Origin of the sequence: Citrobacter sp. MGH103 (genome assembly GCF_001034475.2) — a bacterium.
GTDB lineage: Bacteria > Pseudomonadota > Gammaproteobacteria > Enterobacterales > Enterobacteriaceae > Citrobacter > Citrobacter freundii.
The window spans coordinates 179780-204050 of sequence record NZ_CP073044.1; the positions used below are offsets into that span (position 1 = coordinate 179780).

Genomic DNA, 24271 nt, shown 5'->3' on the forward strand with positions numbered 1-24271 from the left:
AATGCAGCCACATGAAACATTCGCTGGCTCATACCAGCCCGGTGACGTGGAGTTTCTGCTAAAGCCGGTAGTCATTGAGATGACGCCGGTTGAGCAAAAAGAAGAGCTGATTCAGTCCGGAAAGAAACATTATTCGGACATGCTCAGCCAGGAGCCAGCACCCACACAATGGCATCTTGATTTGTTTCACCGGGCGCTGGATCGGGGGGCAGACCGGCTTGCAAAAGAAGTCACGCAGCTCGCTATTGCTCTGGTCGAACGCTTCGGTGATGAGCCCATCGTTCTGGCCAGTCTTGTCAGGGCAGGTGTGCCCCTCGGCGTTATGCTGCACCAGACCCTGCGTGATATGGGGAAAACCTCATGGCATTACGGCATCAGTATCATCCGGGATCGCGGAATTGACAGTACAGCACTTGACGTCATTGAAGAGCGACACGGTACCAGCGGTATTGTGTTTGTTGACGGATGGACAGGTAAAGGTGCAATTACCGGAGAGCTTGTACGCGCACTGAAAGATCGCCCGGGCTATCCTGAGCAGCCGCGACTGGTTGTCCTGGCGGATCCCTGTGGCTGCTCCTGGCTTGCTGCCAGTGATGATGACTGGCTCATTCCTTTTGGCATCATGGGTGCGCCGGTATCAGGCCTGATCTCCCGGTCAGTATGGTCCTCTGAAGGATTACATGGGTGCATGGTTTGCGAGCATCTCAGTGAATTCGAATGCAGCCGGATGCTTGTCGATACCGTCGCTCATTTCCGTAAGAAGTTAACACCGACATCCCTCGCTCCCCTGAGCTGGAATACGGAGTCAGCCCGGATCTTATGGCAGACAAGTCGCGACGTTATCGCGTTCCTGGCCGATGAATTTAAAGTGGACAGCGTCAATCGTATTAAACCCGGTATTGCTGAAGCAACCCGGGCTGTATTGCGTCGGGTACCGGACCATATATTTGTGCGTTCTATTGACGACCCGGACGTTGCCTTGCTTGTAGGGCTTGCTCGTGAAAAGGGAATAGTTGTTACAGAAATGGGGGGAACCCTCGGCCAGTATCGGGCTGTAACCATTATCAAGAAGGTACTCTGATGAAAAATCGTCTTTCTCCCTGGAATCTGGGAGCCACGCTATACATGCCTGCAACACGGGAAGATATTGCTGATGCCGTCCTGCATGGGAAAATCCCGGGTTTGCGCTCTCTGGTAATTTGCCTTGAGGATGCTGTCAGTGAAGCAGACATCCCCATCGCCCTCATAAATCTGGAGCACCTGCTGCACGAGCTCAGTAACAGCATGCGTAGCCTGGGTAAAAATGACTGGCCTCTGGTGTTCATTCGCCCCCGGCATGCCGACATGGGCAGATGGTTAAAAGCGCATTATGATCTTTCCGCTGTCGACGGGTTTGTGTTGCCGAAATTTACCCTCAGTTCGTTAGCTGAATGGTGGGATATCATGGGCGGGACTCACCTGTGCATGATGCCAACGCTGGAAACAGAAGACGTCTTTGACGTGGCTCAGATGCGGGAGCTGGCCACCCGTCTGGTGGAACATCCCTGCCACGACCGCATTATTGCGCTTCGAATCGGCGGCAACGATCTTATGAACGTTGTGTCGCTTCGCCGTCCCCGGGACCTGACGCTGTATGACAGCCCGATGGGCTACGTCATCAAAATGCTCGTTTCGGTCTTCGGCCCGCGTGATTTTGCCCTGACCGCGCCCGTATGTGAGCATATTGACGATCATGCCGTAATGGCCAGAGAGCTGGCTCTTGATATGGCACATGGGCTTGTTGGGAAAACGGCCATTCACCCGGGTCAGATAGAGGTCATTCAAAACGCGCTGATGGTCACTCAGGGTGAGCATTCTGACGCTCTGCGGATCCTGAACTCTACCCAGGCCGTGTTTAAGTCGCAGGGAGCAATGTGTGAACCCGCCACACATCGCCGCTGGGCGGCTGGCATTCTGGACAGAGCTCGTTTTTATGGGTTACAGAACGAGCAAAGCGCTGATGGAATCAGATTACTTACCGTGACCCAGCATCATTAAGGAAATCATAATGGGGTTCAGGTTCAGAAAGTCGATCAACATTATTCCTGGTGTTCGCCTCAACCTGAGTAACGGTGCACCGAGCCTGAGTGTCGGGCCGAGAGGTGCTTCCGTTTCTTTTGGAAGCCGGGGGACCTATGCCAATCTGGGCTTGCCCGGTACCGGGCTGAGTTACCGTACCCGGCTTGACCGGGCCGCGCGTTCCGGAGGTGGGAACCGGACGGCTACCGACCCGGGGCTCAGACAGGCGCTTGAGCAGGAAGCCGCTGATCTCATGTCAGCGGTGACCGCAATCCGTAATATTCACGAGCTGACGCCGGATCCTAAAACAGGCATCAGCTGGGCAGAGCTGGAAGCAGTATACCTGCATAACAGAACGTCGCCTTTTCAGGTTCCGGCACCGGTGCGTCCAGAAAAGCCAGACTATCTTGCATTGCCGGAAAAGCCTGCCGAGAGCGAAGGCATTAGTTTTCTGGGTAAATGGTTTGAATCGGAATCAGCTAAAGCTGAGCGCCACGCCGAAAATCTTCGCCGGTGGCAGCAGGAGCTGATTGATGTGGAGCGTGAGAATACCCTTCGACAGCACCGGTACCAGCAACAACGGACGGCCTGGGCCGAACAGTATGCAAACTGGAAGTTTGAGGCTGAAGAACATGAAAAACGGCTCGCCACGGCTCAGGCAGATGCCCGGCAGCAGTTCCGGACAGACGCCGCGTTTTTCGAATCATACCTGGCGGGTGTGCTGGCAGAAACTGAATGGCCGCGTGAAACGCTTGTTGCATTTGAAGTAAAGCCGGAGCTATCAGCAGTCCTGCTGGATGTTGATTTAGCTGAGATTGAAGATTTCCCTGATAAGATTTACGGCGTTAATGCCCGGGGCACGGAGCTGACGGAAAAAGCCATGACGCAAAAAGCCGTACGCGAAAACTATGCCCGCCACGTCCATGGCTGCTTGTTCCGCCTGGTCGGTATCGTTTTACATACGCTACCGTTCGACAACGTGATTGTGTCAGGCTTTACGCAACGGGTCAGTAAGCGGACCGGCTATCTGGAGGATGAGTATATCCTGTCCTGCAAATGCAGTCGCAGCCAGATGTCGTCAGTAAATTTTGCAGGCTTAGAACACATTGATCCGGTTGAAGCGTTAGGCGATCAACCGGTTATTCGAAAGATGAGCAGTACCTTCATTTTTCAGCCTATTGAACCACTAACCCTTTAAGCAGGCTAAATCTTACGATGCAATTAAATACCAGACAGGCCCGGATTTTTAAGCTTGCCAACTTACTGGGCACCGGCAAGCCCGTTTCCGCTGCCGACATTATAACCAGTCTGGAATGCTCAGAGCCGACATTAACCCGGGCACTCAAAGAGCTACGCGAGTCATATTCTGCGGAGATCAAATACAGCAAGGCAGGTCATTCATACCATCTCGTTAATCCGGGCCAGCTGGATAAAAAGACCCTTCGCCGGATGAATGAAGCGCTCGCACAGAATGCTGAACTGAAAACCGGTGAGTCCACAGGGAAGGTCGTACTCGATAAGGATAAAAAAACAGCCGTGTCATTATCGCTACGCATGCGGATTTTAAGAAAAATTGACCGTCTGGCTGCGCTGAGTGGCTCGACCCGAAGTGAAGCGGTAGAGAAGCTGGCTCTGCACTCCGTTGATGAACTGATAAAAGAATACAGCGCTAAAAAGTCCTGACGCTAAATCTCAGACCGGGGTGAAAACCCCGGTTTTGTCATATTTCACCTCTGTATCTGCGTGACGGAGTTTTGATCTATTCTCCTCCCGCAATGTCAGCAGCGCCTTTCTGCCTACAAAACCTGGTGTCTTGACATCCTCTTGTGCTACACATCAATCTTTGGGCGATTTACACTCCATTCATGCAGATCTGTGATGTATGATGATTTTCATACATAAGAAAGTTTATTTTTGCCGGAGTTTTTTTCAGAAATCTTATATTCCAGTACGGTCTGAATTTTTTTCTCTGATAAGAGGCCATTCACATGTCGGTAATTCAATGGTGGTTAACTTATTTCTTTAATGCCGCTTCTGAGTATTTAATCTCCACCCGACAGATGTCGTGCCGTTTTATCAAATCTACAAACTCTGGCCTCTTCCTGAAACTACTCTCCTCTTCCGATCTCTTAAGAAGGAATTACATTTGAGACGCTTACCCGTATATCTGCTACTCGACACGTCCGGCTCTATGCACGGAGAGCCTATCGAAGCGGTTAAGAATGGCGTTCAGACGCTGCTTACCACGCTGAAACAGGATCCGTATGCACTCGAAACGGCTTACGTGTCAGTGATCACCTTTGATTCTTCAGCCCGACAGGCAGTCCCCCTGACAGACCTCCTGAGTTTCCAGATGCCAGCACTAACAGCCAGCGGCACCACGTCTCTTGGCGAAGCGCTTACCCTGACGGCCAGCTCCATTGCCAAAGAAGTACAGAAAACGACGGCTGACACTAAAGGTGACTGGCGTCCCCTAGTATTCCTGATGACGGATGGAAGTCCGAATGATGACTGGCGTAAAGGCCTGAATGACTTTAAAGCCGCCAGAACCGGCGTTGTTGTGGCATGTGCAGCCGGGCATGATGCCGATACCAGCGTCCTCAAAGAAATCACTGAAATCGTGGTTCAGCTCGATACAGCTGACAGTTCGACGATTAAAGCTTTCTTTAAATGGGTCAGTGCGAGCATTTCGGTAGGCAGTCAGAAAGTGGAGTCCAGCAAAAAAGAAGTGATCGGTCTTGAAGACCTGCCACCGCCGCCGCCAGAAGTAAATGTGGTCTTATAATTTTATTAATTAAGGGGATGTCATGTCTGTCAGTCTGAGCAAAGGCCAGGGCGTAAGCCTGAAAAAAAATGAATACGATCTCTCGTCCGTTACTATCGGCCTGGGTTGGGATATTAATGAGGAAAAGAAAGGTTTCCTCGGCGGGATCTTTGGTAAAAAAGAAGAAGAATACGACCTTGATGTGATCGCTTTCCTGTGTAATTCAGCCGGAAAGGTGACCGATCTCGGCAATGTGGAAAATGGTAAACCAACGCTTGTGAATGGCGATATCATCTTTTTCAACAGCCTTCGCCATAAGTCAGGCAATATCTGGCTGACAGGCGATAACCGAACCGGAGCCGGTGACGGTGACGATGAGCAAATTATTGTGCGCCTGAATTCCCTTGACGCTCAGTACGAGAAAATTGTGTTCATCGTTCAGATCTACAATGGTGAAAAGCTCCAGCAGCACTTTGGTAAAGTTCAGAATGCCTTCATCCGGGCAGTAGATGCCCGTAATATTGAAATGGCACGATTCGATCTTTCTGGCGGACCCGCCTTTGCCAGCCAGCGCTCCATGGTCTTTGCCGAGCTGATACGCGAACCTACAGGCTGGAAACTCAAGGCAATTGGTGAGCCTTCAGAATCAGATTCGTTTGTCTCACACCTGAGGAATTACATCTGATGCGTCGCCTGCCTGTTTACCTTGTTATCGACACCTCCGGTTCAATGCGCGGTGAGTCCATCCATTCCGTTAACGTTGGAATTCAGGCGATGCTAAACGCACTCCGCCAGGATCCATACGCCCTCGAAAGTGTCCATGTCTCCATTATCACCTATGACAATGAGGCGCGTGAGTTTATTCCTCTCACGCCGCTGGAAGACTTCCAGTTTTCTGACATCGTTGTGCCAAGCGCTGGCGGGACGTTCACCGGCGCTGCCCTTGAATGTCTGATGCAGTGTGTAGACCGGGATGTGCGTCGCTCAGATGGTGATACAAAAGGAGACTGGCGTCCCCTGGTATTCCTGATGACTGATGGTACGCCTTCTGATGCCATGGCGTACGGTGAAGCGGTAAAAGCTATTCGTGGCCGGGGATTTGGCTCCATCATTGCCTGTGCGGTAGGTCCTAAAGCAGGCCACGAGCATTTAAAACAGCTCACTGATAAGGTTGTGTCTCTGGAGACTCTCGACTCAACCGCTTTTGCAGGTTTCTTTAAATGGGTTTCGGCCAGCGTTTCTTCCGGTAGCACAAGCGCGGGGATCAATGCCGGAACAGATACCCTCCCACCTCCTCCACCAGAAATACAGCTGGTGCTCTGACAGACAGGAAGGTGCTGCTTTACCCGGCAAACGCCTTCCTTTACAGAACCGTTTTCTGCTGACTGTTACCAGCCGTACGAGGGATATTATGAGACGCCTTCCCGTTTTTTTTGTTCTGGACTGTTCAGAGTCCATGATCGGTGAAAACCTGAAAAAAATGACTGATGGTCTGCAAATGATCGTCGGAGATTTAAGAAAAGATCCACACGCACTGGAAACGGCCTGGGTCTCGGTAATCGCATTTGCCGGAATAGCCCGCACGATTGTACCTCTGCACGAAATTGCCTCGTTCTACCCTCCCCGCCTTCCCGTTGGCGGCGGCACGAGCCTTGGGGCTGCATTGCGTGAGTTGACCGTGCAAATTGATACTCAGGTAAGAAAAACCACTCATGAGACTAAAGGCGACTGGAAACCCGTAGTGTATCTCCTTACCGACGGACGTCCGACTGACGACACAACCTTAGAAGTGAAACGCTGGAAAAATAACTACGCGAGTAAGGTGAATCTCATTGCCGTTGGCCTGGGACCGTCAGCGGACCTGAATATCCTGCGGCAGCTGACAGAAAATGTCATGCTATTCACAGAGTCACAGGAAGGCGACTTTACCCGCTTCATCAAATGGATCACGGCCTCGGTTACTGCTCACAGCCGCAGTGTCGGGGACGAAAAACAACCGGAGCTCAGCCAGACTGAATACATAGTTCGCCTGTCCAAAGACGAGTATGTAAAAGCGTACGACGAAAACTGCGTTACGCTCACCGGGCGTTGCAGCAAGACTCGTCGACCGTACCTGATGAAATATGAACGGCCACCAGCAAGGGTTTCCGGGCTCGATTTCAACCTGAACCTGAACAACTTTAATATTGCCGGATGCTATCCCATTGATGAGGACTATTTTGCGTGGTCAGATGCCACCGCTACCGATTTGCAGGTAAACACAAGCGAACTGCATGGTGTACCGGGTTGCCCCCACTGTGGTAATGCCAGTGCGTTTGCCATGTGCTCATGCGGGAAGTTGCTCTGCATTGATGGCCCCGATGACGTGATCTGCCCATGGTGTGAAAAAGGTCTTTCATTCAGCAATGATGGCGGAAACACTAACTTCGACGTAAACAGAGGGAGAGGTTGATGTCGCAAAATACGTCACTTGAAGAAAAGATTATCCGCTTAGTTCTGTCTGAGCTCAGCCACACCGCAGAAGGTGAGCGGCTTTCCCTTCCATCCCAGGATCCTGCCCTGTCTGCCGAGGTTATGCAGCTTATAAAGCGGATTGAGAACCTTGCAAAAGGTACCTCTGCACTGGTTAACGAAGGTGAGAACGAATCAGTGACTGCCCTCCCGCCTGCTCCAGGCCTTGCCGAAAAGCAACAGCCGGTCGGGACTGATGAGGATATGCAGGGAAACCACGCTATTGACAAAAAAGAGACGCAAACAGCCACAGTCAACGAAACCAGCCCTACATTGTGGAAATTGATGCCTTTTTACGAACTTCAGAAACCAGGAAAAAATGAAACTGAAAACCAGCCGTCTCCGATACTAAAACCTGGGCAGGTACCGGAAAGCCAGCATCGGACCGGGTCAGCAGTGCAATGTGTAATGCCCCCGACAGCGAGAATAACCATACCCAACGCCCGCGCAGGCGAACGTTTCTCTTCGCCGGTTGCCATCATACTGGATGAGGGTGGACGGGCGACGATAAGAGACGTTGTCTTTCCCCGGGACATTGGCTTGTCGTATAAAAAAGAACAAGGGTTGCTCACTGGCATACCCACTGAAATTGGCGATATTGAGCTTTCAGTACTGTGGTCATACACTTCGCACGACGAATGCGAAACAAAGTTACTTTTTGTAGTAAACCCGGATCCGAGAAGCCTGTGGAAGGTAATAGAACCACCAGCAGACGCTCCCTACCCTAAGGCCCATCTGGACTCTGCTGGCCTGGTCAGAGATAACATATGTATTGCTGCCGCCAGTCGCCGGGGCCGCTCTCATGAGCATGCCGGGAGCTTCAGAGATGATGACTTCTATATCAACCACTGCCAGGAAACAGGATGGTCTGTCATGCTGGTCGCAGACGGGGCCGGTAGTGCAGTAAATTCCAGAGAGGGATCGCGAATTGCAGTCATGACGGCTGGCGATTACCTTTTCAATCAGCTCAGTGGAGTGAAAGGCGTCCGTTTAAAAGAGCATATCACGACTTGGGAAGGGAGCGATCAGCAGGCAACCATAAACGCCATGCTTCATCATTTTAAACAGGCAGCTACGCTCGCGGTCAACAGCATCCAGAACGAAGCCATTTGTGCAGAACAACCTGTGAAATCCTATTCAACAACCCTTCTTGCAACTGTAGCACTGCGAACTGAAAACGAGCTGTTTGCAGCTGCTTTCTGGCTTGGCGATGGTGCGATAGGTGCATACAGTCCTTCAGGTAAAGTCAGGATACTTGGAAATCCCGATAGCGGAGAATACGCAGGACAAACCCGCTTCCTTGACCAGAGCATTATCGCAGACCCATCATTTACTGGTCGCATCAGCGTGGGCAAATGGAATGACGTATCTCACTTGATCCTTATGACCGACGGCGTATCAGACCCTCTGTTTGAGACTGATAACGGGCTTCGCAGTGACGAAAAATGGACCCGTCTCATTAATGAGATCTCCCCTATCCTCGCAGACGCCAGTATTGCGTCTGAGGGGTTAGGCGACTGGTTAAACTTTTTCTCCACTGGGAACCATGATGACCGCACTATTGCGGTGTTGTGGTAAGGGATACGCTTTTTCGGTGATCAATATGGCAAATATCGTTACGTGTAAAACAAAGAACGGCGAAACAGTCCAGTATGTTGACGAGGTGATTGGTTCAGGCTCGATGAAGGATGTTTACTTTTCGCCTGATAAATCTTACGTCGTCGCTTTTTATCAAAAACCGCAGAATGAGCAGGCCCGGGATCGTATTGATATGATCACCGGCCGCTACAGGCAAAACATTTTTGGACAATCCGGTGGCGAATACTGGAAGGATCTGTTTTGTTGGCCGACCCACGTTGTTGAGCATGGGAATAAAATCGGTATCGTGGTTCCAACCTACCAGAACCATTTTTTCTTTAAATATGGTTCCAAAAACGATGATTTTCTGGATATTAAAGGCCGGGAGAAAGAAGGCAAATGGTTTGCCAGCGCCAGCAACCAGAATAAATTCCTCGATCCGCGTGAACGAGGCAATACGCTTACCTATCTCAAAGTCTGTCTGCTGCTGACAAGAGCCGTCAGAAGGATGCATGCAGCTGGCCTCTGTCACAGCGATCTCAGCTATAAAAACGTGCTGATTGATCCAGAAATGGGCCATGCCTGCATCATTGACGTAGACGGCCTAGTCGTTCCTGGAAAGTATCCTCCCGATGTGGTGGGCACTCCGGATTTTATCGCTCCGGAGGTGGTGAAAACCAGCCATCTTTCCAAAGAAGATCCGAACCGCGTACTGCCAAGCATTACTACTGACCGCCATGCACTGTCGGTGCTTATCTACATGTACCTGTTTTTCCGTCATCCGCTACGTGGCGGAAAAATACATGACATGTCGGATGAAGTGCGTGATGAAACCTTATCAATGGGTGAGAAAGCGCTCTTCATTGAACATCCGACAGACAAAAGTAATGCAGTCAAAATCAGTCAGTTATCCTCCTTTTCACTTCCCTGGGCTGACCCGGGTAAAATTCCTTACACCATCATGGGTCCCTACCTGACGTCATTGTTTGATCGAGCCTTCATCGATGGCTTACATGATGCCACAAAACGCCCTACCGCCGATGAGTGGGAAAGTGCCTTGGTTAAGACCGTTGACCTGATACAGCCCTGCCAAAACACGAAATGTGAACAGAAGTGGTACGTTTTCTCGGGTAAGACAAAGCCGGTCTGTCCTTACTGCGGTACGCCGTATAAAGGTAAGTTGCCAGTGCTTAATTTTTATTCTTCTCGTAAAGAAGGCAGCTATCGTCCTGACGATCACCGGTTGATGGTCTGGAGCGGGCAGTCTATCTATGCGTGGCATGTGAATCGTCTTATCGCGCCAAATGAACGTACAACGGATGCACAAAGGAAACGGGTTGGTTATTTTGTTTACCATAACGATCAATGGTGGTTGGTAAATGAAGGCATATCAGGACTAATGTCATTACCGGATAAGCGGCAGATTATGGTTGGGGAAAAAATAGAACTGAAGAATAACGCTCAATTTGTTTTGTCAAAAGAGGAAGGTGGCAGGCTGGTAGTCGTTCAATTAGTAGAAAACTAACAAATATCTCTTACCAGATTTTAGCTGTTACGGCATTGAGCCACTCATCGCGACTAATTCGATGAGCGGCCCGCCAAACGAGGCTGTGAAGCGCTTATGAAGGCGATGGATCGGTTTAACAAAGAGCTGCGTAGCTCTCTGTTCCTGCTTGGGGAAGGGATTCAGCAGGATTTCAGGGGGTAGCAGACCATACTGTCAATGTCGCCACGGTATACCACTCGCTGGAATGAGCTACTTGTCGTAAAAGCCTGACATCCATGCCAGTGTTACCCGGCATGGTCAGTTCTGGCATGAAAAGCTACTTTAACCACCACGGGCCTTCTGGATTGCGTATTTCAGGGTAGCTTCGTCGACAGCCCCCGGGATGAATGATGTCGTTGCAGCATCGGGTTTTTGCATGTTCATGATAATGAACCCTGGCGTTCCGCTGATCCCGAGAGCTTCCCCCAGTTGCATATTTCCGGAAATGACATTCTCATAGCGACTTTTTTCTCGATCGCTGAATGAGCTGTTGAACCCGGATTTATTCACCACCATGTCTAAATCACTGAGCGTAAACCCTCGCTGGTTGTTGAAGAATACATACGCGCTGGTCATCAGGTTGTTGTGGTACTTACGATACGCTTCAGCGCCAAATGCCTGGTACACATGCAGGCCTGTCGCCGCCCCCATCGCAGAAACGGGTTTCGAACCAGCGAAGATTGGAAATTCTTTAAAGAAGAATTTAACATCGCTGCTCTGGCTCAACACGGATTCAACGACCGGCGCTACCTTCATACAGAAATGGCACTGGTAGTCGAAAAACTCGATGACGGCGACGGCCGCATTATCCGGTCCAATGTTGGGAGTCTCTTTGGTCTCGAAGAGAGCCGGTGCGTAAGGGATGATCCGCTCAAGGGAGGCGTTGGTATTTTGGTTTTCAAGAGCCTTACCCGCTTCAAGCAGATACTGAGGATTTTTTACCAGATAGGTAGCCGCTACCTTTCCTACTTCATCGTTACTGGGGAGCTCAGTTTTAAAATATTTCGACGTGATATACACAGAGCCAGCCGTCGCAATCAACACAGAAATTAAAACAGACGCTACGGGTTTTAAATAATTTAATTTAGTCATAGCCACCTTTACGAATTCAACTTGTTAGTTATCAACCTGTGTTCGATTATACTGTCACAGCACATCGGAATTATTCGTTAAAGAACCCTTTTTGGAGGAATTAGAATGTTACGGCATTTATTCTTACTGACCGCCACAACGTTCTTATGTGGGTGCAGCTATCATTTCGGGAATGATGTTGATGCTTACGATTTAATGTCACGCCCGGTAGGCAACAAGAAATTTGAAATTGTAGCGCCTGATGACAGTATACAATCGCGCATGTTTGCAGCCCGGTTTGCGAGTGGATTAACGGGGATAGGGTTTAATATTTCCAACCATCTGCCCGACTATATTCTCAGATTCAGTTACAGTAAGACCCAGGAAAATATGCAATACAGTGAACAGCTGGTGACGGGCATAACCGGATATGTCGTCGAGAAGAAGACAACGAAAAAAGATAAACACGGGCAGACTCAGACGGACTATGACTATAAACCCGTCAGCGGGATCGTGGGGTCAGAGACGATATCACAGAGGCATTTCTGGCGCCGCCTTGATGTGGAAGTCTACCCTGCGGGGAAAGGGGCACAACAGGTTCTTAAAGTCAGTATGCAGAGCAATGCGCCAATCCCATCGGACAGCATTGCGTATTCCGCAATGATCGACGCTCTGGCCGGGAAACTGGATGCCCCGCTACGCTCCGGAAACTATGTCGCATCGGTTCCCTGGAACTAATGACCAGCACCGCAACGCCCAACCGCAAAGTGACTTTTCTCACCTGCATGCCGCACCTTTACCGGCCTCCTCTGTTGAAATCATAGAGCCGGTAAAGATCACCGATCGTCATTGCATCCACTTTGGACACGAACAAATACTCAAACTGCGCTTTCTGAATATCTGACACTGACGCATCGTCCAGCACCTCCTGGTAAAATCGAGCACTGATGCATCTCTCCGGATGCATGAACTGGTACCGACTCTGGAGAACCACCATTAGTAAAAACAGAATCAGCAGAACGAGAAGTAATATTTGGTTGGAGAGCTCCAGTCCCAGCGACACACCGATGGTTGCCAGGAAACAGAGAGTCCATCCGACCAGGGCAAAAGGAGCCTTTTGGATCTTTTGTTGGTAATAACGGAAGATCACCGGATCATTTAAATACCGCTTATCCGGTAATCCCGTTGCCCGGGTGACAATGCTGAGCCAGAGCGACATTTTCTAACCCCCAAATCGCGGATATACGGCGCTCTCAGGCCATACGTTCATAAAAGGCAACCAATGGCTGGGTGATGGGGTTTTGTACAAGCTCGGGGCGAATGGCTTTCAGCTGCCTTACCGGCGCTAGCTCATCCGTCGGCTTCACGATTCCATTGCCCGGACCTTTCCGGGTACTGTCGGTGTTCACCTTTAGCCTGTCATTATTCAGATACGATTCAACCCGCTTAGACATGGCGTCGCTGGGGGATGATGCGTCATTAAGTTTTTTTAAAACCGCGTCTTTATCCGTCTGAGCCGCAGAGACCAGCAGTTCACTGCTGGCCTCAATGTCTGCGTTGCAGGACCCGAACTGGCATTGGGCCGCAAAGACGGGTTGAGTGCCAACCGCCACGAGCATTAACGTTGTCAGTATTACAGATTTCATAATCACCTCTTGCAGTCGTGAAAAGTCACTTTTGTGCGGTGCCCATGCGGGTCACCAGATTTTCCGGGCTCAACCAGCCGGTGAACAACTGAGGTTTACCCGACAGCGTTACCATGGTTGGCGTACCCTGAAGCGGAATAGTTGAAGCAACCTGGAAATGCGATTTGATAATATCGAGGCAGGCCGCGTCAGGCCGTCCTTCCGGAATGATTGATATCGAGCTCATTGCAGCATCCAGCGCATCATTAGGTTTGGCCGCACACCAGATTTTTGCCATATTCCCCGCGACCACGGAGTTCAGGCCTGCACGCGGAAAAGTGAGGAATTTTATTGAGATCCCGGCATCGAGATAGGATTGAAGATCATGATGTAGTTTCTGGCAATACCCGCAGGTTATATCAGTAAACACCGCCAGGCGATATTTTTCATTCGCCGACTTATATTCTATGGATTTTGTTTTAGCAGCAAACTCCCTGACGCCTTTCAGTATCGCCTGTTCCGTTGTATTCTCCACATCTTTGCCGTTAACATGAAACAAGCTCCCGGTAAAAATGTAATCACCATCTTTGCTGACGTAACTCACGCCTTCTCTTGAAATCACGGTATAAATATCTTTTACTGGGGATGGTTCAATATGCTCGATGGACAGCCCAACTTCTTTTAATTTCTTCAGTGCTGCATCAGGAAGCACGTCAGTTTTCACTGTCTGGGCATTCATGCTAAAGGCCGTACAAGATGCCAGTAATAAGAATGATGCCTTGATAGTCTTATTCATTTCAGCTCCTTTAATGGAGCATTAATACTATCATGCGAAAAAATCCTCCAAATTCGCTTAAGGGACAAAATTCCCTCCCTATAGTAAAAATTTTTAGCCCGCGATGTGGGAGAATATCCAGTATGTAATTCCAGTGGAGATTATCTCGTGTTTATACCACCAGCAGATGATGTGAAACCTATTCCCGTTCCTGTTGAAGTCTACACACAGTGCATTACCGATGCCTCCCGCTTTTTCGGGATTGATGCAGAATTGGTCTTTACGCTTTTTGATAATGAAGGCGGAAAAGTGGGAACGTTCAGCCGGAATAAAAATGGCACTTATGATATTGGACCTATGCAGATCAATTCGTCCAATCTGCCGGAAATACGTGGCCACTTTCCGTCTGTTACCTGGCGGGTATTGGCCTATGACGCCTGTGCCAGTTTCTGGGTAGGTACCTGGTGGCTTTACCGGAAAATTGTAGACCGAAATGGTAATGTATTTGAAGGGATTGCCGATTACAACAGCAAAACCCCTAAGGTCCGGGCGAGGTATATCTTTAACTTCATGGTCAAATACAATCGCCGGATTCAGGGCCGGAATGGCATGGACGAGTTATATCAGTGGACGCAACCAAAGACCCAGTACAACGGACATATTGTAAAAAATGTTCCGGAGTAAATTACCCCCCTACTCTCCAATTTATTGTTTAGTTGTTTTACGTGGCTGTGAACAATTCATCACTGAGCGAGTGAAACTGTCCCGTGAAAGAGGTTAGGTATGCTCCAATCAATATACGAATTCCTGTGCAAGATACGCTGTTCTCCACAGAAGCTTAGAAATAAAGACTTGGACGGGATCTTGCCTCAGGATGAATCAACAGCTGGCTTATGGGGACCTCTGCCATTAATCCATATTGTTCTTTTCCTGGATTTTGATGGTGTAATCCACAAATGTCAGAATGAATCTTTCGAACGGATGTATTTGATTGAGAAGTTACTTGATGCAAGTCCTTCAATGTTCATCGTTATATCAAGTTCATGGAGAGAATGCGGGAGTATTACCTACCTAAAGTCACTTTTCCGCTCGCCGTACAGAGACCGGGTAATTGGCGCAACCCCATCCCTGTGTCTACCCTCGGGGGGAATAGGGGTACGTGCAGCTGAATGTGAAGAATTCGTGGCCAGGCACCAGGTAAAAGCCTTTATCTGCCTTGATGACGATACGACCCTGTTTCCGCCAGAATATCCGCACCTGATCCGTACGGATTATTACACGGGGGTTAAAGAAAAGGACATAACGGATCTGATAGCCAGATATAACCTACTGATGGCCCGTTTTTATTAAAAAAGTAACTTTTCCACACACTCCGTCAAAAAAAACCATGATTCGCCATCTACCAAAAACACTGCATCAGTCGATCAGAAAAGTAACTTTTTCCTCAACTTTAATTTAGGCCAGTAAGCATTCACGTTTCTTAGGGTGGCGAGTGAACTGGATTTGGAAAGAGAATTTGAATCGTGATTAAGATAGTATCCTGTTTGACCATTGTTTTAAAACTGAACAAACCTTATCCAATGCTCAGTTAGCCGGTGTACTTTTCTCAGATTCGTGGTTTACCTTGAATAGCACTGCCGTGAATAGTTATTTTCCCCGGATGCAGGCATAAAAAAGCCGTGCCCAAAAAGAGCACGGCTTTTATCAGTCAGTATTCACTCCTACTTCTTATTATCATTCAGCCAGTTTTCAGCTCTCTCTATTCTCGACTGATACGGTTCGTTTGTATTGTTAAGGTCTGACTTCATAAAGTTAACGAACGCATCTGCTTTATCCGACCCGAAGCGTGGATCATCGGTCAGTTGCTGACGAATCGCACGCTCTGAGTTTTGTGATGCACTCTCATACGTCTTGATCCCATCACTTCCCATATCCTTATAACGGCTGGTCACCGCGCTCAGACCATCTGACATTTGCAGGTGGTTGCCAACCTTGCCCAATAACGAACTCGGCATATTTACCGGATTCGTTGCATCGTTTGCCAAAGATGCGGGCGTAGTCAGGACCCCAATACCTGAGAGCATGTCGTTTACGGGTTTTGCTCCGATAACGTCAAGCCCTCTGGCAACACTCTCCTGGCCCGATAAAAGCGTACTGCCAATCACACTACGTTCTGTATTGGACTCAATTTTATTACCAGCAAGGGTATCAATCGTGGTTTGGGTTCGTTGGCCAACGATCCCGCCGCCAGAGCCGCCTTCACCAAGATTCGCCCTTATTGCTGAATCAAGAGAGCCTGAAGCCTTGTTGTGCATGTTGAAACCTTCATGGATACTCTGGAGATCATTCATCCCCCAGCTAACGTTGTAGTGACCCAGCTCGGTGAGGAGGCTTTGAGTATCCGCTTTCAGTTGTTCTTTCTCAGCGCCGGTTGCCATTGTACTGGCCCCATAGGTAAACACGGCTTGTGCGGCCAGCTCCGCCCGTTTGTCATCCGGCTTTTTGGTTGGGTCATTTGCAACCCTGTCAAAATAATTCGGGAGGTTGTTTGATATCCCGCGTATCTGGCTATCTCCGTACATAGAATTCAGTTTTTCGCTGGTATTACCCATGCCTGAAGTAGCATGCTTGCCGCCTATACCAGTTTGAAGCTGGTCGAAAGTTTGGTTGGCGTTCTTAACGTCCTGCCCAGCCCCCTGAATTCTTCCCACGGTCTCATTAGTCACTACAGGGGTATTCTTATCCAACGACGAGAGAACACTTTGGTTTTCTTCGCTATAGGAGTTAGCTACATTACCTTTATGAATGCCCTGAATATCTTCTTTACTGACCGAGCCCACATTGTACGGCGTAACACCTGATTCGGTTTGTCCGCCAATATGTTGATTAGCATTCTGCTGGTTCTGTGCCAATCCAGCTTTCGCCTGAGCATCCAGACCTTGCCCTACGTCAGCAACACGATCGGCACTCATTACGCCGGAGGTATCTACATGGTCTGGTGTGCGCTCCTGCGCCTGTGCAATGGTATTAATACCCGATGCATCACCAGTGATTCGGTCAAGTTGATTGGTAATTGGCAGCATCTGTTGAGCGTTACCGCCGAAGTCAGCAACCAGCCCTTTAAGCAGGCTGGAGGTCTCACGCAGATCCTGCTTATTGCTCTCAGCCGTTTCACCCCTGGCAGTATCAATCGCAATTTTTTGCTCACTAAAGTCGCGTGTCGTTGCCACCAGCGCATCAGTTCGCTGGAGTTGTGATCCCAACTGAGTGCTGGCCTTAAATGTGTCATTGTAAGAATTGAATTTATCCATAAACGCATTCTCATCAAGACCATTTTTCCGTGCAAAATTACGCACATCATCATCGCTGAAGTTTTTATTACGAATAGAATCGGAGAATCTGTCTAGGTTGACAGACTGTCTTGAGTCGAGTGTCATGCCGGTATTAGCGCTGGCGTTCGTTGAAAGTGACGTCGACAGATTTTCGGCCATTGTCTGTGTTGCCTGGTTCATTTTTGATGCAGCTTCTTTGAATGCATTGGTCTGTGCAAACTGATCACTGTTTACCTGAGAAGCCGCTTTACTCATTTGTTCAGAAAGTCCTGAGTTTTCTGACAATTGAGTCGTAATAGCTTTATTCAAATCAGTTAAGAGGCTATCACTGCCTGAATTCGATTTTGAGATCCCTGAACCAACGGTACCCGATGCTTTCAGACCTAGTGAATCCATCACTTTCTGACCTATGCCCCCAGCCCCCCCTTTTCCAAGTTTTTCCTCGCCACCAAGTCCCAAACTTCCATTGAGGAGAAGGTTTGACACCACACCAGCTAATTGCTGCGAATTAATTCCGTGCTTCGCCCCTACGCTATTAGCGACGTTTGCACCGGCCTGGTCTGTATATGATTTCAAGTTTTGCAGATTCGAGGAAAATTGCTGGCCCGATTGCCCCGAACGACCAACTTCACTCATCTGATTGTAGGCCTGCTGGAATGAATTACTTGCTGCACTCATGACTGATGAGGTCATTGCCGCCCCTTGTCCCTGGCTTGACGCGATACTTGAACCTGCATTCCACGTACCGAGTCGGAAGTTACTGGAGTCCATGGCCCCGCCACCGCTGAACCCCTGCCCGGTGCTTGTCAGTGCTGTACGATTAACATCCCCAAATGATGATTTTCCGCTATTTGGCGCATCCCACACTTTCGGCGTGAGGTGGCTGGAGTCCACAGGTGCGGGTGGCGTAACTCCTTTCATCGCATTCATCATTGGATGAATGGATTGCGTCATCAGGAACAGCGTCAGGACTGGGATAAGAGCATAGAGCGCTGATGCAACTGATAAGTAAGAACTATATGTTTCGGCAAGCCCTGGTAAGCCCATCCAAGTCACCGCGTTACTCTGACTATTCAGTGTGCTCCATGTATCAAGATCCGCTGTTGCCACCTTCTTCACGTAGGCATTGACCATCACCGCAGTAATCGGCCACATATTAACGAAGAGAATCAACTGAAGATATTTTGCCGCTGCGGCAACACCGTTTCCGCCGAGTGCAAGCAGCATGAGCAATGCAAACGGAGCAACCATGTACGCAAACATTTCAAGAAACGCAATTGCCGCACCAGATAATTGCAGCCAGAGCTGCCCCTGAGATGCCATGGTATTCGTACGTTTTAATGATGCCTCAAACAGTTGCATATCCGAGGCCAGACCAAGTGGGGTTTTGTATTTACTGGCACCATTACGTAGCTCATTCATGATGAACAAAGAAAGCGTCGCGTCATAAGCGCCAATCGCCTTGCCATACATGCCGTTCGCCGACGCCATTACATCCGTGAAGCTCGATCCGGATGCGGCACCGCCCGCCTCTTCTGGGGTAAGAATACCGTTTGTTTGCCCAATCAAAGCAATCGTCTGTCGAGCCTCCGGGGTGCTCGTTACCTGTTTAACGGTCGACCAGACCTCTTCACAAGTCGCTGACTTTGAACTATTCACACCCACGATGTTAGCAGATGCGTTCTTCAGCGAACCTTTCATCGCCTGATTAATGCGTTCCATGCTTTCCGCGACATTTGAAGAGAAAATATCGTTAAAAATGGTTTCTTTCCCAGCGATTTTCGCGCTTGAGTTTTGTGTTCCCTTGAGGCAGTTATAGGCCAGTGATTGCACTGTCGCACACACGTTCATCGCACCTAATCCGCTAACTGGTTCGGGGAACGCTGAACAATACCCCTGGCTGTCCCCGCCCCATTGTAAGAATTTAACGAAGCGAATCATCGGGCCAAGAGTAATGTCATCATCAAGCGTGGTTGCGGCAAAGTCGATCGGCGCCAGCGGATCAAACGCCGTTTTATAGTCTTTGAGTAGGCCCTGGCTAAGGTTAGTGGTTACAGTTCCCATCGCCGCGATAAAAACAGGAATACCATCGACATTTCTCACTTCACCAGACTTAACCGATTCAATAGTCACATCCACGCGTACTATTGCCATCGAAAAAAGAATCAGCCCAAGAATCCATGAAAATATCGGCACCTCTGCTTTTGTCGGGTTCAACAGCCAAAGCCATGTTTTATAAAACAGGCTGGCTCCAGCCAGCACCGCTGCCGTGGTGAGAAATGCTTTTACACCGGTATATTGTGAGAAAATCAGGGCAATCCCGTTAAGGGCGGACCACACGAACTCGATATCACCTACTGTATAGATGTTGTAATCCATATCAGACCTCAGTTACCTGTGCCACGAAGACTTTCCATGAACGCCTTCCTCTTTAATCGGCGATCATCCCATGCTGAAATGACATCAGAGCTGTTACCTACCTGGCTACGGGTGAGCTCGTAAGCTGCTTTTACCTGATTGCTAAGGTTTTCAGATAACCGAGTCAGGTCCTGCCGCCGTCCGGAAAGTGATTCACTGGGGATATTCATAGCGCTGATCTTTGCTTCAACTTGCCGAAGCATGTTAATGACAAGGCTGGTGGCCGCTATTGCACTGATATCCTGGATATAGGCATAGCCTTCAGGGACATCAAAAGTCTGAAGAGAATCAAGAATTGTTGGGATGCCGATATAAGAAATAATGCGTAATTCATCATCAGAGATCCTGACATCGCTGATTGCCTTTGTTTGAACCTGAATTAGGAGGTCTGAAATCGTATCCTTCAGTCCTTTGAAACCACCATCCATCACTTCAGACATAACCAGGCATTGCGACTTTCTCGCTGAAGCAGGATCGGGTACAGGCGAACATTTGAGCATTTTTATGGAGCCACCAGCCGGAGGACCCATGATGAAATCCGATACCGTCATCGTCGATGGACGAACTTCCATCCCCGCTTTTTCACCTTTAGCATCCCAGTTGATAATCACAGTGCCGACAAGCGACATCAGCTGCTCTGCGAGTTTGTAGCCAGATAATTCAGTCACGCCACCGATATTCATAGAACCTTTATCGATGTCCATAAATGACATATAGAAAAGGTTTCCACTGAATTTTTCAGCAAACTCTTCAGGGTCTTTTGCTTTTACCTGGGAGGTCACAGTTTCTGGCGACTTGGTCATTGATGAACCGAAATCAGGCAACAATCCATTAAGAGTACCAAGCATTGAAGCTGGGCCGGAACTGACCGCATTCGCATACTGGCTGGGTGGTCCAACATTTTCAGAAAGAAACGAGTAAGTAGCGTTGCAGGAATCTTTGGCAAATTTGTTCAACGCCTGCAATTTGTTCTGGATATCATTAATAGTCGCAGCACAGTCAGCACAGATTGCCGATACCGCGACATTAAATGCATAAATCGCGGCCCCCTGCGCGATACCGCGAGCAACCTGCACCAACTGATCTCCGTTAATCATACTGAATGAACCGAGGAAAACATCGATGCCGTTACAGCCGACGGAAGCTTTGGGGAAAGACATTGAAACTAAATTGGTATTCACGTTTGTTGTGCGGTAGGAAAAAGAGCCGCCAACCACACCGGTACGGGTGGCCGTTTCAAAACTGGCCGGGCTGGTTGTCGTCATCATTCCATTAAAAATATTACGCATGGCGTTATCGGCACCGGCATTTGGTGCAATCATCGCCGTGCAAACGGCTAACGACAAAAGTAACTTTTTTGCACAAACATGGAGGTTAGCGCGCATATGGGCCTCCTAAACTGCCACCAACATTCAAGTAGTTCACAGGGTCCGCTGTAGGCATATCGTACCCTTCCAACTTCTGGTCCATTATTCGTTGCAATAAGAACGGGTCAGATTCCATTTCTGATTTATTCACTGTAATTACGCCATCCTCACCAATGGTATATTGGCGCTTAATATCTAACGTGGATTGGAATGAGGCATCATCAATCAGGTTCATGCCCTTTGCAGCCAGAATAATAGTATTCTTGAGCTCCTCAGCAGTGATCATACCTTCGCTAATTCGTTGCGCTGATGACCCGTCTTTCGACACAAGGAAAATAGTTGGCACTTCGCGGATTTTGAATTGATCAATAATCTGCGCATTAGGGACAGAGAAATCCTGGAACAACCCATTTTGTAATGGTCTGCCATCCATGCTGACAGGGAGAATGTCGACCGAATAGTAATTCTGCATAAACTGGAGGATTTGACTTTCTTCGTGGCAGAACTCACAGGTACTCTGGAAAAAGAAAAAGAGCCCGGATCTTGTGAAAATATCTTTCATTACCGTCTGCTGGTTTTTTTCCACAACCGTACGATGTGCATCCAAGGCAACCTTCTCAACCGGCTGTCTTCGTTTTTCAGACATCATTGGATTTTTAAGAAAATAATCTTTCGACTTATCCGAAAATCGCGTACCGATATCCAACATTAAACGTTGCGCTGTATAAAACCTCGATAAGTTTTCAGGGGTCGGATTATCCATTGCCTGAGTCAAAAGCCGGGGCATATTGTCCTTTAGCCACTTTGAATTAAGATCAATCTTTTCTTCTTGTACTGGCTGGGACGAAGATGCAACAGGAGGCGTAGTCTCATTAATTTCTTCCTCAGTTTTCCGGGCTGGGTCGTCATACCAGAAAAAACCTTTCTTAAAGGCTTGTCCTGACACAAATGGGGTGTCTTTGATAAGGGTCTGGTCTTCATTTGCATGGACGCCAGTTATAAACAAAGACATCAGCACTAACATCTTTGAAGGCAGTAACGTTAATCGAGTCATTCACCGATCTCCTCATGGAATAGAGGTATGATGGCATAAAAAAAATCACCGGGAGTTCGATAACGGAGTAGATTTCATGCGTTAAAAAACCAGAAATGTGACGCCGACAAAGCCCCAAAAACGACAGTTCAACACAGTGTCCCGGTAAAGACATGGTCTGTAAGAGAGAAATGGATTAATTATATGACGGTACAGTAATGCAAATTCGCGTTGTCATTCAGACAACACTATCCAGATTATGAACGATCCCCGTACTTTGCTGGTTAACGCATAAGGGAATTTATACTTAATTGAATACCTATAAGAAACGAAATTGGCAGGCGCATCATAAAATCTGGACTTTTCAAAGACCGTAATGAATCAAAGAATGGCAATTCATGTTAGTTATACTTACAGAAAATGAACGTTGGAAGGATAGAGCAGACAAAAAAATACGGATGGTAGTAATATTTAACACAGTATGTTTTAGATACGTCAGAACGGAAGCCGTCTGAAAATAAACAGCAACATGAGGAACCATGTGTAACGGTATGCAAGCCAAAGATTTAATAGATAAAGACGACGCAGTCTTTAGATTTTTGGTCTCAGCTTAAAACCACTCACATAAAGTAATAGCTAATCTAACTCCTCCTGAGAATATCTCGCTATTGCAGAGACCGTTGACGACAATCTGCACCGAGGGCAATGAGTATCATTGGTATACGGGACAATGTAAGGCCGCTTGCATTTCGCACAAGTTTCGAGTTCCTCTATTTCTTTCATTGACGTGAGGATCTCAATGATTTTATTGACCTCAGGGGCGCAGACGAAATACCCAAGGTTATGCAGCACGCTCATGATTCGGTTGAAGTCAATATTGCGGAAGCTGGATTCCGGATGAATAGGATCAAAACCGAAGTAATTTACCGCGACATCAATAACCGCAGAAAATGCTCTGCGGTTATCCGAACGACGACTCCACCCTCGAATACCTTTTTTAACGTTTTGTTGAGGTTCCGATCTGAAATCAATATTTTCTGCAACATGGCTTCCATAAAGAATTCTTATTGAGTTTTTATTCGCACCAAGTGACATCGTTTTTGTAGCGCTCAACAACATGTTAGCTTTAGTTTGATCGACTTTAGCCATTTTTATTAATCCTTCAAGAGCACTTTATTTGCCAAAGAGTTGAACACATCCTGACGGTGGCATGTAAACATAGTGTCGTAACGCAATAGTTCCATTAAGTCGTCACTAACTTTACCCAAACGAATGTCGGCAGATAATTCGTATGCCCAGGCAAACACCTTAGATTTTAATGTTGCACTATCATCCCCCAACCCCGGTGTAAAGGCAATTATTCGTGGGAATAGAACGACATCGTTAATTGCTTTGAGTGATGACACACCAACATCTTTTATTGCATCTACGGTAGCAGGCTTTAATCCAAAAAATATACTGACAAACTCAGGTGCAAGCATTGACATAAAGAAGATCTGCATAAAATAATCATTTTGTATGTCTACACACTTGGAGCGTAACTGCTGAATTTTGCTCGGATTATAACAATCTTCCTGCCCATTCAACAAAGTAACTTTTTCCCCTGCATTGTAAATGCCGAAGTCAGTATCGTCACTGTCATATTCACGGATAACGTTAGTGTCACCATCAACAACGGCCATAAAAAATTTATCCCACGAGATCTCTTTACCTAAAGAACGTGGAACGAGGAAACTTCCGGGACGTGTTTCAACTTCGAATGCATTATCAGCCATTGCCCCAAACCCGGTTCCAAATAGACGGCGTTGCAGGAGTGGAGACCCTGTTTGATACATAGAAGATCCGTGAATAGGCAATAACATTAGGAATGCACGGTAACTACGAATAATCGAAATCTCGGTACGTAATAGTTTACCGAGTAGGTTACGCGTTATGTTATCTGATTCTGACATGTGCGGATTGTCCTTGCGTCAATACAATTGTACTAATCTTCTACATGAAATTAAAGTTTGGTTTTTGAATGATGAAAAGTAACTTTTGGAATTTTAATACTGCCTATTTGAGTCTTAAAACTAACCATTCATCCATTGGCCTTACTTGTAACACTTTTTGACCAAACTAACCAGAATTTTATCAAAAAACCCTGCGCTTGCTAACGAAATTTTAATCGCTTAAAAAAATAGCAAAGCCCGA

Annotated in this window: 23 protein-coding genes; 14 read left to right on the forward strand and 9 right to left on the reverse strand. The window is 48.0% G+C overall.

Annotated features, from left to right (window positions below):
* Nucleotide 1 precedes the first annotated feature (1 nt).
* The 11 genes from SK33_RS24580 (at nt 2) to SK33_RS26530 (ending at nt 10688) form a co-directional block, all read left to right on the forward strand.
* Nucleotides 2–1081, forward strand: coding sequence for a cysteine protease StiP family protein (locus tag SK33_RS24580; RefSeq protein WP_032610457.1), 1080 nt, complete (start codon nt 2–4; stop codon nt 1079–1081).
* Nucleotides 1081–2037: an HpcH/HpaI aldolase/citrate lyase family protein gene (locus SK33_RS24585; RefSeq protein ID WP_032610458.1), complete on the forward strand. Its 957-nt coding sequence runs from the start codon at nt 1081–1083 to the stop codon at nt 2035–2037. Before SK33_RS24580 ends, SK33_RS24585 begins: the two co-directional genes overlap by 1 nt.
* A 10-nt stretch (nt 2038–2047) precedes the next feature.
* Entirely contained in the window at nt 2048–3256 is a 1209-nt protein-coding gene (locus SK33_RS24590) for a DUF4236 domain-containing protein (RefSeq protein ID WP_000506888.1), read from the forward strand.
* Between the two features lie 17 nt (nt 3257–3273).
* Nucleotides 3274–3741, forward strand: coding sequence for a tellurium resistance protein TerW (gene terW / locus SK33_RS24595; protein ID WP_001176767.1), 468 nt, complete (start codon nt 3274–3276; stop codon nt 3739–3741).
* Nucleotides 3742–4204: 463 nt separating this feature from the next.
* On the forward strand, nt 4205–4843 hold the full coding sequence (locus tag SK33_RS24600; RefSeq protein ID WP_001388628.1) for a vWA domain-containing protein: 639 nt from the start codon (nt 4205–4207) through the stop codon (nt 4841–4843).
* A 22-nt stretch (nt 4844–4865) separates the two neighbouring features.
* Nucleotides 4866–5507 (forward strand): TerD family protein, encoded by a 642-nt coding sequence (locus SK33_RS24605; protein WP_032610462.1) that lies wholly within the window; start codon nt 4866–4868, stop codon nt 5505–5507.
* Nucleotides 5507–6145 (forward strand): vWA domain-containing protein, encoded by a 639-nt coding sequence (locus SK33_RS24610; protein ID WP_015062986.1) that lies wholly within the window; start codon nt 5507–5509, stop codon nt 6143–6145. Before SK33_RS24605 ends, SK33_RS24610 begins: the two co-directional genes overlap by 1 nt.
* An 88-nt stretch (nt 6146–6233) precedes the next feature.
* Nucleotides 6234–7274, forward strand: coding sequence for a TerY-C metal binding domain-containing protein (locus SK33_RS24615; protein ID WP_015062987.1), 1041 nt, complete (start codon nt 6234–6236; stop codon nt 7272–7274).
* Nucleotides 7274–8911 (forward strand): PP2C family serine/threonine-protein phosphatase, encoded by a 1638-nt coding sequence (locus SK33_RS24620; protein ID WP_015062988.1) that lies wholly within the window; start codon nt 7274–7276, stop codon nt 8909–8911. The genes SK33_RS24615 and SK33_RS24620 overlap by 1 nt, the downstream gene beginning before the upstream one ends.
* Nucleotides 8912–8936: 25 nt before the next feature.
* On the forward strand, nt 8937–10436 hold the full coding sequence (locus SK33_RS24625) for a helix-hairpin-helix domain-containing protein (RefSeq protein ID WP_032610464.1): 1500 nt from the start codon (nt 8937–8939) through the stop codon (nt 10434–10436).
* Nucleotides 10437–10634: 198 nt separating this feature from the next.
* Nucleotides 10635–10688 (forward strand): DUF4113 domain-containing protein, encoded by a 54-nt coding sequence (locus SK33_RS26530; protein WP_223203177.1) that lies wholly within the window; start codon nt 10635–10637, stop codon nt 10686–10688.
* A 51-nt stretch (nt 10689–10739) separates the two neighbouring features.
* Here SK33_RS26530 and SK33_RS24635 read toward each other — a convergent pair whose 3' ends face one another.
* Nucleotides 10740–11549 (reverse strand): DsbA family protein, encoded by an 810-nt coding sequence (locus SK33_RS24635; RefSeq protein WP_015062990.1) that lies wholly within the window; start codon nt 11547–11549, stop codon nt 10740–10742.
* A gap of 369 nt (nt 11550–11918) precedes the next feature.
* Between SK33_RS24635 and SK33_RS26535 the strand changes: the two genes are divergently transcribed.
* Nucleotides 11919–12266, forward strand: a complete 348-nt coding sequence (locus tag SK33_RS26535; RefSeq protein WP_223203176.1) for a hypothetical protein — start codon at nt 11919–11921, stop codon at nt 12264–12266.
* A 58-nt stretch (nt 12267–12324) separates the two neighbouring features.
* Here SK33_RS26535 and SK33_RS24645 read toward each other — a convergent pair whose 3' ends face one another.
* The 3 genes from SK33_RS24645 to SK33_RS24655 are packed head-to-tail and all read right to left on the reverse strand — an operon-like array spanning nt 12325 to nt 13949.
* The gene (locus SK33_RS24645; RefSeq protein ID WP_015062992.1) at nt 12325–12747 is read right to left on the reverse strand and encodes a hypothetical protein; all 423 of its coding nucleotides are present in this window, start codon (nt 12745–12747) and stop codon (nt 12325–12327) included.
* Between the two features lie 34 nt (nt 12748–12781).
* Nucleotides 12782–13174, reverse strand: a complete 393-nt coding sequence (locus SK33_RS24650) for a hypothetical protein (RefSeq protein ID WP_032610466.1) — start codon at nt 13172–13174, stop codon at nt 12782–12784.
* A 25-nt stretch (nt 13175–13199) separates the two neighbouring features.
* Nucleotides 13200–13949, reverse strand: coding sequence for a thioredoxin fold domain-containing protein (locus SK33_RS24655; RefSeq protein ID WP_032610468.1), 750 nt, complete (start codon nt 13947–13949; stop codon nt 13200–13202).
* 147 nt (nt 13950–14096) lie between these two features.
* Here SK33_RS24655 and SK33_RS24660 point away from each other — a divergent pair, with 147 nt between their 5' ends.
* Together SK33_RS24660 and SK33_RS24665 are read left to right on the forward strand one after the other, a co-directional pair.
* Nucleotides 14097–14612 (forward strand): lytic transglycosylase domain-containing protein, encoded by a 516-nt coding sequence (locus SK33_RS24660; protein ID WP_032610469.1) that lies wholly within the window; start codon nt 14097–14099, stop codon nt 14610–14612.
* 99 nt (nt 14613–14711) lie between these two features.
* A complete protein-coding gene (locus SK33_RS24665; RefSeq protein ID WP_015062996.1) occupies nt 14712–15278 on the forward strand; it encodes an HAD domain-containing protein in 567 nt (188 codons plus the stop codon).
* Between the two features lie 371 nt (nt 15279–15649).
* On the opposite strand, the gene SK33_RS24670 is transcribed toward SK33_RS24665, so the two are convergent.
* From SK33_RS24670 to SK33_RS24690, 5 genes are all read right to left on the reverse strand, one after another.
* On the reverse strand, nt 15650–19639 hold the full coding sequence (locus tag SK33_RS24670) for a conjugal transfer protein TraG N-terminal domain-containing protein (RefSeq protein WP_015062997.1): 3990 nt from the start codon (nt 19637–19639) through the stop codon (nt 15650–15652).
* 8 nt (nt 19640–19647) lie between these two features.
* Nucleotides 19648–21063 carry an IncHI-type conjugal transfer protein TrhH gene (gene trhH, locus SK33_RS24675; RefSeq protein WP_015062998.1) on the reverse strand — a complete coding sequence of 472 codons (1416 nt, stop codon included), beginning with the start codon at nt 21061–21063 and terminating at the stop codon, nt 19648–19650.
* Nucleotides 21053–22099, reverse strand: a complete 1047-nt coding sequence (locus tag SK33_RS24680) for a thioredoxin family protein (protein WP_015062999.1) — start codon at nt 22097–22099, stop codon at nt 21053–21055. The genes trhH and SK33_RS24680 overlap by 11 nt, the downstream gene beginning before the upstream one ends.
* A gap of 615 nt (nt 22100–22714) precedes the next feature.
* Nucleotides 22715–23227, reverse strand: a complete 513-nt coding sequence (locus SK33_RS24685; RefSeq protein WP_015063000.1) for a hypothetical protein — start codon at nt 23225–23227, stop codon at nt 22715–22717.
* A gap of 5 nt (nt 23228–23232) precedes the next feature.
* On the reverse strand, nt 23233–24030 hold the full coding sequence (locus SK33_RS24690) for a hypothetical protein (protein WP_015063001.1): 798 nt from the start codon (nt 24028–24030) through the stop codon (nt 23233–23235).
* Between the last annotated feature and the right edge of the window lie 241 nt (nt 24031–24271).

Excerpts from the sequence above, each read along its gene's own strand:
- SK33_RS24580 (WP_032610457.1), top strand. The coding sequence starts at position 2 with ATGCAGCCACATGAAACATTCGCTGGCTCATACCAGCCCGGTGACGTG.
- SK33_RS24585 (WP_032610458.1), top strand. The coding sequence starts at position 1,081 with ATGAAAAATCGTCTTTCTCCCTGGAATCTGGGAGCCACGCTATACATG.
- SK33_RS24590 (WP_000506888.1), top strand. The coding sequence starts at position 2,048 with ATGGGGTTCAGGTTCAGAAAGTCGATCAACATTATTCCTGGTGTTCGC.
- terW (WP_001176767.1), top strand. The coding sequence starts at position 3,274 with ATGCAATTAAATACCAGACAGGCCCGGATTTTTAAGCTTGCCAACTTA.
- SK33_RS24605 (WP_032610462.1), top strand. The coding sequence starts at position 4,866 with ATGTCTGTCAGTCTGAGCAAAGGCCAGGGCGTAAGCCTGAAAAAAAAT.
- SK33_RS24610 (WP_015062986.1), top strand. The coding sequence starts at position 5,507 with ATGCGTCGCCTGCCTGTTTACCTTGTTATCGACACCTCCGGTTCAATG.
- SK33_RS24615 (WP_015062987.1), top strand. The coding sequence starts at position 6,234 with ATGAGACGCCTTCCCGTTTTTTTTGTTCTGGACTGTTCAGAGTCCATG.
- SK33_RS24620 (WP_015062988.1), top strand. The coding sequence starts at position 7,274 with ATGTCGCAAAATACGTCACTTGAAGAAAAGATTATCCGCTTAGTTCTG.
- SK33_RS24625 (WP_032610464.1), top strand. The coding sequence starts at position 8,937 with ATGGCAAATATCGTTACGTGTAAAACAAAGAACGGCGAAACAGTCCAG.
- SK33_RS24635 (WP_015062990.1), bottom strand. The coding sequence starts at position 11,549 with ATGACTAAATTAAATTATTTAAAACCCGTAGCGTCTGTTTTAATTTCT.
- SK33_RS26535 (WP_223203176.1), top strand. The coding sequence starts at position 11,919 with ATGCAATACAGTGAACAGCTGGTGACGGGCATAACCGGATATGTCGTC.
- SK33_RS24645 (WP_015062992.1), bottom strand. The coding sequence starts at position 12,747 with ATGTCGCTCTGGCTCAGCATTGTCACCCGGGCAACGGGATTACCGGAT.
- SK33_RS24650 (WP_032610466.1), bottom strand. The coding sequence starts at position 13,174 with ATGAAATCTGTAATACTGACAACGTTAATGCTCGTGGCGGTTGGCACT.
- SK33_RS24655 (WP_032610468.1), bottom strand. The coding sequence starts at position 13,949 with ATGAATAAGACTATCAAGGCATCATTCTTATTACTGGCATCTTGTACG.
- SK33_RS24665 (WP_015062996.1), top strand. The coding sequence starts at position 14,712 with ATGCTCCAATCAATATACGAATTCCTGTGCAAGATACGCTGTTCTCCA.
- SK33_RS24670 (WP_015062997.1), bottom strand. The coding sequence starts at position 19,639 with ATGGATTACAACATCTATACAGTAGGTGATATCGAGTTCGTGTGGTCC.
- trhH (WP_015062998.1), bottom strand. The coding sequence starts at position 21,063 with ATGCGCGCTAACCTCCATGTTTGTGCAAAAAAGTTACTTTTGTCGTTA.
- SK33_RS24680 (WP_015062999.1), bottom strand. The coding sequence starts at position 22,099 with ATGACTCGATTAACGTTACTGCCTTCAAAGATGTTAGTGCTGATGTCT.
- SK33_RS24685 (WP_015063000.1), bottom strand. The coding sequence starts at position 23,227 with ATGGCTAAAGTCGATCAAACTAAAGCTAACATGTTGTTGAGCGCTACA.
- SK33_RS24690 (WP_015063001.1), bottom strand. The coding sequence starts at position 24,030 with ATGTCAGAATCAGATAACATAACGCGTAACCTACTCGGTAAACTATTA.